This is a genomic window from Providencia sp. UF-183 (assembly GCF_058246155.1).
Map to the genome: position 1 here is coordinate 105,615 of NZ_JBSICD010000016.1, position 10,576 is coordinate 116,190.

Below are 10,576 nucleotides of genomic sequence, written 5' to 3' on the forward strand. Positions count from 1 at the left end.
TGATTTTTACCTATATTTCCCCTTTAACAGGTTCAAAACCTTTATTTTAGGCAAAAAAATACCTCCCGAGGGAGGTATAAGTTGGACAAACAAATGAAGACAAATCAGAAATCAATAAGGGTGATATGAAACGCGTATTACCATTTTTTGCCGAGTAAATGATCGATACTAAATTTACCTGGGCCTGTGACCGCTAACAGTAAGAAACCGCCTGCGATAGTAAAGTTTTTCATAAACATTAAGCTGTTTGGTGCCACACTAAAATCAATGTGGAACAGCAATGCGGTTAATACAGTGAAACCGGCTGTGAACAAGGCAACGGTGCGCGTTAAGAAACCAAACAGAACCGCTAATCCGCCACCTAATTCTAATAAAATCGTTAAAGGCAATAAGAAGCCGGGAACACCCATGGCTTGCATATATTGTTGTGTACCTGCATACGCATCACCGAGTTTTCCATATCCAGCGACAATAAATAGGATTGGCATCATGATACGGGCCAATAATATCGCACCACTTTCTAAATTTTTCATCGAGATTCTCCAGACTAATAAGTCATTAAATGTAAGTTAATTGCGATATATGTCGCTTTATAAAGTTATTTTTAGCACAAATTGGCTAGAAATCATTTGATGGGCTTATAGTAGCGATTTACTTTTTCAATAAAAAGCAAAGGTTATTCACAAAGATAGACAAAAAAATTGAATGAACTTATTTTGGGAATAAAAATTAGAAAGATACATTATTTATCTTTTTGAATAATAAGGATTATTTTTATTTGGGGAAAATGGCTATTTTTTGCTGGCTTGAATTGCGCTTTGAATTGAACGAACTAAGCCCCAAATGGTGATGGCTTTTTGGCCTAACTGTAGAATTTTTTGTGGTTTGCGAAGGGAGTAAACAGAGAGCAAGCCAGTGGCTGCAATGACTAAAGGGCGAAATGTCATGATCGTTTGCCAAGCACGGTCATAAGGTGCAGTGGTGTGTAGCCAATCAGAGGACGTTTCCGTCAGCTCTTGACGCTGACGCTCAATTCTTCTGACTAAACGTTGTTTTCTAGCTGCCAGTAACTGTTGCTTATTTTTGCTCATCATCCTTTCTCGCTAATGCGTTGGCATCTTGAGCCAGTTGCTCACGTGTTGCCCCCAGTAAGGTTGATTGTTTTGCCTTTTTTAGCGCCCAAATAGCAAAAACAATAGCGAGCAGGATTAACGCGCCAGTTGTCATCGCCAATGCTTGGTAGCGGTAAATAGGATCAACAGACCAAAAGATTAAGCCGATCAGGCACATCAAACCAAATGCGGTGAATAGTAGCGCTAAACCTGCCAATAAAAGAAGTTGAATCAGGTTGAGCTTTTCTTCTTCTAATTCAACGGCAATTAACTCTAGGCGAGTTTGCACCATACCTACGGAAATATTGGCTATACGTCGTAAGGTTTCAAGGACCCCTTTACCGGGGCCCTGACGTTGCTGATTTGGTTCCATAAGCAATTAACGTTTAGCGAGCAACACGCCAAGAACAACGCCCACTGCTGCGCCAATACCGACGCCTGTCCATGGGTTTTCTTTTACGTAGTTATCTGCGCGTCCCGCAATTTCCTTAGTTTGCTCGGTGATCCTTTCGGTGGTTTGGCCGAGTTTTGCGCGAGATGAGCGCAATGCTTCTTGTGCTTTTGATTTTAAACTTTCGATCTCTTCTTTCGATTTTTCGCCGGTATCACTAAGCATCGTTTCCAGAGAATCAGCTAAAGCGCGTAGTTCCGCACGTAGTTCGTCTGATGAATGATTCGATGACATATACAACCTCCTATCAATAGAAAAAGCGCATTCGTTATATTAACAATAGCGATTTTTGTACTAAGTGCAATCAAATATTCAGCGTGATTATGAGTTATTAACAAAAAATGACAAACAGAGTGTGCTAAGAAATCGTCGTTTAATCAGCGAATTAATGCTGTTTTTAGCGAAGGAGAAATGGAAAAGTAAAAATGAGTAAAAACGAAAATGCGGGAAGCAAAGTGCTCCCGCAAATTGAATTAGTTTACTTTTTTGCCTGACAGTTTTTTCTTTACCACAACAGCAATGCTGCCAACTAAACCGATAACTAACAGACAAACAGGGATTAACATCAGTACATTCATAATGCGATGTTCATATTGCTGGAAAATTGGGCTTTTACCAAAACCGTAACCAATTGAGGTTAAAATCAACACCCACAGCAAACCACTTAGCCAGTTAAACACTTGGAAGCGGCCATTTTTCAAGCCAGCCAAACCTGCGATAGTCGGGAGTAGCGTTCTTACGAAGGCGAGAAAACGACCAATCAGCAGCGCAGCAAGACCATGACGATGGAATAAACCATGGGCCCGTTGGTGATAATGTTCGGGGAGATGTGCGAGCCAGCCTTTGACTATCTTTGTATTTCCTAACCAACGGCCTTGTATGTAGCCCACCCAGCAGCCTAAGCTTGCACCAGCGGTTAAAATAACGATGGTAAGAGGGTAACTCAAGGTGCCTTTCGCAATCAGGACGCCCACTAAAATCAATAAGCTATCGCCCGGTAGAAACGCTGCGGGTAAAACCCCATTTTCAAGAAACAGGATAGCAAACAGCATAAGGTAGATAGCCCACATCAATGATGGGTTAGAGAGTGTGACATAATCTTGGTGCCAAAGGGCAAAAAAAAGTTCTTTAACTAATTCCATTAATGTTTCCTAAACGGCAATAACAGCAACAAACTTGTTGTTGGGCAGGGAGAAATGGATTAAGTGAATGCCTAAGTGAAAGCGTTGTTTCCTCAGGCTGTTAGTGTAAATCACGCTCACTTTAACAAAACCGAAAATAACTAAACAGCAAATTTTAAGCATATTTTTAGAATTCATTTAAGTTGAGCGCTATTTTTACAATTAATCACCCTAATTGTAACAAAGCAAAATGGCTAAAAACCCACTTTAGTAGAGGATTTTAACTATAAACTGCAAAAGTTTGCCGTTAATGTATCTTTTCACACAAAAAAATCGGGTTAAATCTAATATAGCTAATTATTGCATTTTAAGATTATTTACCGTATATTTTGCGCATAGCAAAGGGGAGTAACTTCTTCTTGTCGGTTTATCGTCATTACGGTGTACACATTACACCCGGTAGCCGAGCACCACATTACCTGTCCTCGGGTTAATTGTGTTGTAAGTGAGACCTTGCCAGAAGGCGAGGTTTGCTCATAATTTACAACCAATAGATAACTCCTTGAGGTTAAAGAATTTTAAGCGGCTGATGTCTTCTGGATATCAGCCGTTTTTTGTTTTTTAAGGGATAGGAAAATGCATTCAGTCGGTAACCCTGTTTTATGGGGCAGTTTTGCAGTTATTATTTTAATCATGTTGCTTATCGATTTGTTTTGGCAGGGCAAACACAAAGGCCAAGCCATGTCGATGAAGCAAGCTGCGGCTTGGAGCATCGTGTGGGTCACACTTTCGCTTATTTTTGCTGCGGGTTTTTGGTGGTACCTCAATGACAACGTAGGCCGTGAGTTCGCCGATAGCCAAACAATGGCGTTTTTAACGGGTTACCTGTTAGAAAAAGCCTTGGCAGTGGATAACGTCTTCGTATGGTTAATGCTATTTAGCTATTTTGCGATCCCTGCAAGTTTACAGCGCCGTGTTTTAGTCTATGGTGTGCTGGGTGCTATCGTATTAAGAACTATCATGATTTTCGCGGGCAGCTGGTTGGTCACGCAGTTTAGTTGGATTTTATATGTCTTCGGCCTATTTTTACTGTTTACGGGGCTTAAAATGGCTTTTGCCAAAGAAGATGATTCGCCAATTAATGATAAACCGTTAGTGAAGTGGGTGCGTTCACATCTTCGCATGACCGATGAGCTACACGGTGAAAAATTCTTTATTAAACGTAATGGTGTGCTGTTTGCAACGCCGCTTATTTTAGTGCTGATCTTAGTTGAAATCAGTGACGTGATATTTGCGGTGGATAGTATCCCTGCTATTTTTGCCGTGACGACTGACCCGTTTATTGTTTTAACGTCTAACTTGTTTGCTATTTTAGGGTTACGTGCGATGTATTTCTTGCTGTCAGGCGTCGCAGAGAAGTTCTCAATGTTAAAATATGGCTTAGCGGTCATTTTAAGCTTTATTGGTATAAAAATGCTGCTTATTGATATCTACCATATTCCAACGCCGATATCGTTGGGAACGATTGCCGCAATATTAGTGGTGACATTAATCATTAATACAATTGTTAACAAACACAACGAAGCAAAAAGCAAATAATACCCTTCAAAATTTAAATCCCTTACCGATAAGGTAGGGGTTTTTTGTTTTAACTCTCTGAAAAATCACAATCATTCTCCCTTATGCCATTCTACTATAAGAAACAAAACTCTATTGCGATCACAGTTATGTAAAATATTTGTTAAGTAAAATCAATCATTGTGTATATTTTGAATAATAGCCTTTCCACAAGGTATTTATTCCTTATACTGGCTCTGCAAACACATTTAATTCCTAATAAAGATAAATAATATAGGTCTACTATGGATACAAATAAAACAGGGTTATGGCGAGTGATCACTCACGGTAGCTTGGTCAAGCAGATACTGGTTGGCTTAGTTGCAGGGATTTTATTGGCATGGTTATGGCCATCGGCCGCAAAAAACGTGGGGTTGTTAGGCCATTTATTCGTGAGTGCGTTAAAAGCGGTTGCACCAGTCTTGGTATGGGTATTGGTCATGTCGTCCATTGCTAACCATCGCCAAGGGCAAAAAACCAGTATTAAACCAATTTTGGTTCTCTATATCTTAGGCACATTCTTCGCGGCATTAGTGGCGGTTGTTGCATCATTTATGTTTCCATCGACACTTGCTTTGGCAGGTAGCGAGACAGAAATGAACCCTCCAGGTAACATTGTCGAAGTTCTCAGTGGTTTATTAAATAACGTATTTACTAACCCCGTTGATGCACTGATTAACGGTAACTACATCGGTATTTTAGCGTGGGCATTAGGGCTGGGTATCGCATTTCGCCATGCGAGTGATACCACAAAAACACTGCTACTGGATTTCTCCAATGGTGTAACCCAATTAGTTAGAGTCATTATTCGCTTAGCACCGTTGGGTATTTTTGGTTTAGTTGCCTCAACGATTGCCACAACAGGCTTTGAAGCCCTACAAGGCTACTTCCATGTATTAGCTGTATTATTAGGTTGTATGGTGATTGTGGCATTGGTTGTTAACCCATTAATCGTTTATTCAAAATTAAAGCGCAACCCATACCCATTAGTGTTTGCGTGTTTACGTGAAAGTGGCGTTACGGCGTTCTTTACCCGTAGTTCTGCGGCGAATATTCCTGTAAATATGGCAATGTGCCGCCGTATGAACTTGCATGAAGACACTTACTCTGTTTCTATCCCATTAGGTGCAGCTATTAACATGGCTGGGGCGGCAGTCACCATTACGGTTCTAACGCTAGCGGCTGTTCACACGAAAGGCATTCCAGTGGATATCCCTACTGCATTACTGTTAAGTGTGGTGGCTTCAGTGTGTGCGTGTGGTGCATCTGGTGTGGCCGGTGGTTCATTATTATTAATTCCATTAGCGTGTAATATGTTTGGTATTCCGAATGATGTGGCAATGCAAGTGGTTGCGGTCGGCGTGATGATTGGTGTACTGCAAGATTCAGCGGAAACTGCAGTGAACTCTTCTACTGATGTCTTATTTACTGCTGCAGTTTGCTTGGCAGAAGATGAAAAGCTCGCAAATTCAGAGACTCAGCTCTCCCATAATGATTAATAGTTTTATGCGATAAACGAGAAGGCAGAATAGATATTCTGCCTTTTTTGTTTTTGAATTAAAATTCATTACGTAAGCGGCGATAGCCTTCAACCAACTGAATATTGGTTGCCGCGACTTCCTCCGAAAATTGCAATGAGGCACGGTCGACTTGCCTGAAATCCGATAAATCACTGTGCCCGTTAACATGCACACAAGAGGGAATATAGCGAGCAGGGGGAAGCGTTAGGCCATCAACCACGGCGTTGTAGCGGATCACACAGTTTTCGCCAATTACACAATTAAATAAAACGCTATTGAAGCCAATAAAAACACGTTGTGCAATCTCGCAAGGCCCGTGGACAATGGCACGATGAGCGATAGATGTATGTGACCCAATATGAACGCCTGCACCACTTTTGGAGTGAATCACCACACCATCTTGAATATTTGAGTGAGAGCCTATCACTATGGGTGACATATCTCCGTCCTCATTCAGTTCATCTGCACGGATCACCGCGTAAGGCCCCACATACACGTAATCTTCAATAATGACTTTGCCACAAATAATCGCGGTTGGGTCAATGTAAGCCTTTTCAGAAACAACGGGCACATGGCCTGATGGGTTTTTACGCAGCATGGTCACCTCGTTTCCAGTTGGTGCGTGCAGCGGCATTGTGTGCATGCAGACTTTCTTGATGGTCTATTTCAACGGTCACTTCGTCAAATTGGCATTGATGACTAAACGCATTGATTAACCTTCTTGCCGCATCTTCACAGAACATTAAATTTTGCCCATTAGTGATGGCAAATGCTTGTTCATCACTGCGCTTCACCACAGTTTGAACAGGAGTGAGCAGGATGTTTTCGATGCGGTTTATCAATTCAATAACGGGAAGTTCTTTCTCCTCGGCGTTTAAGGTTACAGTAACCCATGCCCAGCTTCTTTGGCTATGGGGTGTTGCAGGTAAGCCTTGCTTAACCAACCAATCAAGAACTTGAGCTTGCGGTAATAGGGGCGCTTGGTTATCAAAATCCAGTGCAAATTGCTGCTGCATCACTTGGGCACAAAGCGCGGTTGAACTGGGGCAGGTAGAAGAATAAGGCACACCAACCTTTAACAGAATAGTGAATGAATTTTTAAAATTAACTTCTATTTCAATAGGGTAAGACTTCCAACCAAACTGATTAGAAACTAAAGAGCGGCGAGATAGCAAGATATCACCATAAATACGAAGATAAGCTTTAGAGGACGTTTGAATATGAGAAGACAACGCCTGCTCTAACGTTTGCCTTAGCAAATCTCGGGTTAATTCACTTTGGGTAAGTGCATCTAGGGATTGGTAAAGACGAGACATATGAATGCCTTTTTGCCCTTGGAAATTAATCCCAATATCGACATTTGCATTAACGGGTCGGCCTGCTAACTCGATGGGTAAGGCAATCCCTGTCATACCCACCCAATCAAGCCCTATTTGGCTGTGAGTATCACTTTGTAGTTGTGCATCTGCGAGTGGGGTAGTGAGTGTTTCGGTAGTCAATGACATAGAGCCTCAGTAATATAGAATGCAAGAGTTATGTTATAACATAACAATTAATATCGTTAAAGCGAGGCAAATAAATAAATAGTAATGGGTCATTGGGAGAGGTATTCAATTTTCCCTCTGGCTCAATACATTCAACCAAGAGGGAAAAGGGGGTGAGCTAAAGCTGATAAGCGATTTTCATGCCTTGCTCGATAGCCCTACGCGCATCCAATTCAGCGGCCACATCGGCTCCGCCAATGACATGGGCATCAATTCCATGTTCAGCGAGCTGAATTTTTAATGGGCGATAAGGTTCTTGCCCTGCGCATAACACCACATTATCGACAGGTAAACACTGCGTTTTATCTTGATAACGAATATGCAAACCCTCATCGTCAACACGCATGTATTCCACGCCATTGAGCATCTTCACACCGCGTTTCATTAATGACAAACGGTGAACCCAACCCGTTGTTTTACCAAGGCCAGCACCGACCTTGCTGTTTTTTCGCTGTAATAAATAGAGCTGGCGAGCCGACCCCACAGCATTTTTATGCTCTGGGTAAATTCCCCCTTTTGAATGAATTGTGGGGTCAATATTCCACTCTTGATTAAACAGCGAAGTATCCAAACTGCTACTTTTGCCTTCTTGCGTTAGCAACTCTGCCACGTCAAAACCAATGCCCCCAGCGCCAATTATGGCGACATTTTTGCCAACCGCTTGCTGGTGGGTGATCACGTCAATATAAGAAACCACTTTATGGTGATCCGCTCCTTCCAGCTGAATTTTACGTGGGGTGACGCCAGTGGCAATAATCACTTCGTCAAACCCTGAAAGACTTTGCGCATCTGCTTGTTGTTCAAGGCGAACATCCACGTTCAACAGCTGTAATTGGCGGCAAAAGTAGCGAATGGTTTCATGGAATTCTTCTTTTCCGGGAATTTGTTTCGCTAAATTAAATTGCCCGCCAATTTGGTTCGACTTTTCGAATAACGTGACTTTATGGCCGCGCTTAGCTGCATAAATAGCGCATGAAAGCCCCGCAGGGCCCGCGCCTACAATGGCGACGGATTTACTTTTAGCAGCTTTTTCATTGGGGTAATCCATTTCCCTAACCGCTTGGGGATTAACAAGGCAACTGGCGAGCTTCCCGTTAAAAATTAAATCAAGGCAAGCTTGATTGCAGCCGATGCAGGTGTTTATTTCGTCCGCACGGTTTTCGGCGGCTTTACGTACAAAAGCTTCATCCGCAAGGAATGGGCGAGCCATCGACACCATATCCGCTTGCCCATTGGCAAGAATTTGCTCAGCAACAAAAGGGTCATTGATACGGTTAGTGGTAATTAATGGAATATTCACCTTGCCCATTAATTTTTGGGTGACCCAACTAAATGCGTGACGAGGGACTTGGGTTGCGATGGTCGGTATGCGGGCTTCATGCCAACCAATGCCTGTGTTGATCATACACGCGCCAGCTTTTTCAATTTCGTTAGCGAGGTATTCGATTTCTTCCCACGTTGAACCGTCTTCGACCAAATCCAACATCGACAACCGATACACAATAATAAAGTTAGCGCCAACGGCTTCACGAATGCGCCGTACAATTTCAATAGGAAAGCGAATACGATTTGTGTAGCTGCCGCCCCATTCATCAGTTCTATGGTTTGTGCGCTTAGCAATAAATTGGTTAATTAAATACCCTTCAGAGCCCATGACTTCGACGCCATCATAACCTGCTTGTTGCGCTAATTTTGCGGTATTCACGAAATCATCAATGGTTTTTTGTACTTCATCCGCGGGTAGTGCTTTAGGTGCAAATGGAATAATTTCAGCCTGAATAGCACTTGGAGCTACTAATAATGGGTGTAATCCATATCGGCCTGCATGTAATATTTGTAGGGCGATTTTGCCATCTGCTTGGTGCACAGCATCGGTAATTGTACGGTGAAATGGTAGCTGATTTAAGTTATTCAATACCGCTCCGTGGGCGGTTAACGCACCTTCAGGGTTAGGCGCGATACCCCCTGTAATAATTAGACTGACGCCATTTTCAGCACGTAAACGATAAAAATGGGCAAGCCGTTCGCTCCCTTCAGGGTGTTCTTCGAGCCCAGTATGCATTGAGCCCATTAATATCCGGTTTTTAAGTACCGTATGCCCCAAATCAAGGGGGGTAAAAAGGTGTGGAAAATTGCTCATATGATGCTCCCATTCGGGATTTATTTAACAGGTCAGATGAGTTAACTGTAGCGTAATGAGTCTGTAAATTGGTAAAGATGTTAAAATTTTGTGATTTTTATCATATGTTTTAGGTTAAATTGCTAAGACAACGCAGTTAAGTGACACCATTTTATTTTTATGTCATATAAAAAGATTAAAAAAGTAGAGACACATCGCAAAAAGAGCCACATAGGGAAACCATGATGAAAGAGATTTGCCAAGCTATTACCTTAGAAGGTGAATGTGTTCGCCTTGAGCCTTTATCTCACCAATATGATGCAGAACTTGCGGCGATTATCCGCCGTGATGGGCTGCATAATTTATGGTATGCCTTAGTTCCCGATCCGGATAATTTCCCCCAAGACGTTGAAAGCCGCCTTGTACGTTTTGCACAAAAAGAGTGTTTGCCATTTGTGGTTATCGACAAACGCACGGGGAAACCTGTTGGTATCACGTCATATAATAAAGTGGATAATGCCGTGCAACGGGTTGAACTGGGCGCAACATGGTACGGTGTTGAGGTTCAACGCACCGCGATTAATACAGAGGCTAAATACTTATTGTTAAAGCATGCCTTTGAAGAGTTAGGGTGCGTGGCGGTGGAGTTTCGCACACACTTTTTAAACCATCAGAGCCGTAAAGCCATTGAGCGTCTAGGCGCAAAACTGGATGGTGTTTTGCGTAGTCATATGAGAACTAAAACAGGCGAGCTACGTGATAGCTGCGTTTACAGCATTATTGCGTCTGAATGGCCTGCGATTAAGCACCATTTAGAATGGCAGATGGTAAAACCACGTTAAGATGCGTGGGGACATTCAGAGCCTACTTTAAGAGCGAATGTCGACCCATTGAATGATCTTTATTTTGTGAAAATCCGTCACACTTTGAGGGGGCGGATTTTTTATTTTTCAGTGGTGCATGATAGCAATAACATGGGGGCGACCTGTGCTTAACGAGGTAAAAAGATTTTTTCAGGCAGCACAAAATTACGCAGGGTTAGCAGCGCAAGGGGGCCTTCCCCCATTTCGGTGCGCAGCATAAAGGGCAGGG

Annotated in this window: 11 protein-coding genes; 3 read left to right on the plus strand and 8 right to left on the minus strand. The window is 42.5% G+C overall.

All coding sequences use genetic code 11. The annotated features are described in order from the left end of the window. Positions 1–137 precede the first annotated feature (137 nt). From AC4IFT_RS15325 to AC4IFT_RS15345, 5 genes are all read right to left on the minus strand, one after another. On the minus strand, positions 138–533 hold the full coding sequence (locus AC4IFT_RS15325; protein WP_225818498.1) for a DoxX family protein: 396 nt from the start codon (positions 531–533) through the stop codon (positions 138–140). 258 nt (positions 534–791) lie between these two features. Further along, positions 792–1,091, minus strand: a complete 300-nt coding sequence (locus tag AC4IFT_RS15330) for a YqjK-like family protein (RefSeq protein ID WP_490751752.1) — start codon at positions 1,089–1,091, stop codon at positions 792–794. After that, on the minus strand, positions 1,078–1,485 hold the full coding sequence (locus AC4IFT_RS15335; protein ID WP_490733397.1) for a phage holin family protein: 408 nt from the start codon (positions 1,483–1,485) through the stop codon (positions 1,078–1,080). Before AC4IFT_RS15335 ends, AC4IFT_RS15330 begins: the two co-directional genes overlap by 14 nt. A 6-nt stretch (positions 1,486–1,491) precedes the next feature. Next, positions 1,492–1,797, minus strand: a complete 306-nt coding sequence (locus AC4IFT_RS15340; RefSeq protein WP_490733394.1) for an ElaB/YgaM/YqjD family protein — start codon at positions 1,795–1,797, stop codon at positions 1,492–1,494. A 239-nt stretch (positions 1,798–2,036) separates the two neighbouring features. Next, a complete protein-coding gene (locus AC4IFT_RS15345; RefSeq protein WP_490733392.1) occupies positions 2,037–2,705 on the minus strand; it encodes a DedA family protein in 669 nt (222 codons plus the stop codon). Positions 2,706–3,320: 615 nt separating this feature from the next. On the opposite strand from AC4IFT_RS15345, the gene AC4IFT_RS15350 reads away from it, so the two are divergent. Together AC4IFT_RS15350 and sstT are read left to right on the plus strand one after the other, a co-directional pair. Further along, a complete protein-coding gene (locus AC4IFT_RS15350; protein ID WP_490733390.1) occupies positions 3,321–4,283 on the plus strand; it encodes a TerC family protein in 963 nt (320 codons plus the stop codon). A 263-nt stretch (positions 4,284–4,546) separates the two neighbouring features. Further along, the gene (gene sstT, locus AC4IFT_RS15355; RefSeq protein ID WP_490733388.1) at positions 4,547–5,800 is read left to right on the plus strand and encodes a serine/threonine transporter SstT; all 1,254 of its coding nucleotides are present in this window, start codon (positions 4,547–4,549) and stop codon (positions 5,798–5,800) included. Positions 5,801–5,858: 58 nt separating this feature from the next. Here the strand turns inward: sstT and AC4IFT_RS15360 are convergent, their stop codons facing one another. The 3 genes from AC4IFT_RS15360 to AC4IFT_RS15370 form a co-directional block, all read right to left on the minus strand. Next, positions 5,859–6,419, minus strand: coding sequence for an LbetaH domain-containing protein (locus tag AC4IFT_RS15360; protein ID WP_490733521.1), 561 nt, complete (start codon positions 6,417–6,419; stop codon positions 5,859–5,861). After that, on the minus strand, positions 6,409–7,326 hold the full coding sequence (gene folE2, locus AC4IFT_RS15365) for a GTP cyclohydrolase FolE2 (RefSeq protein WP_490751754.1): 918 nt from the start codon (positions 7,324–7,326) through the stop codon (positions 6,409–6,411). The genes AC4IFT_RS15360 and folE2 overlap by 11 nt, the downstream gene beginning before the upstream one ends. A 157-nt stretch (positions 7,327–7,483) precedes the next feature. Further along, the gene (locus AC4IFT_RS15370; RefSeq protein WP_490751756.1) at positions 7,484–9,505 is read right to left on the minus strand and encodes an FAD-dependent oxidoreductase; all 2,022 of its coding nucleotides are present in this window, start codon (positions 9,503–9,505) and stop codon (positions 7,484–7,486) included. A 224-nt stretch (positions 9,506–9,729) separates the two neighbouring features. Here AC4IFT_RS15370 and AC4IFT_RS15375 point away from each other — a divergent pair, with 224 nt between their 5' ends. Then, positions 9,730–10,326 carry a GNAT family N-acetyltransferase gene (locus AC4IFT_RS15375; protein ID WP_490733519.1) on the plus strand — a complete coding sequence of 199 codons (597 nt, stop codon included), beginning with the start codon at positions 9,730–9,732 and terminating at the stop codon, positions 10,324–10,326. The last annotated feature ends 250 nt before the right edge of the window (positions 10,327–10,576 follow it).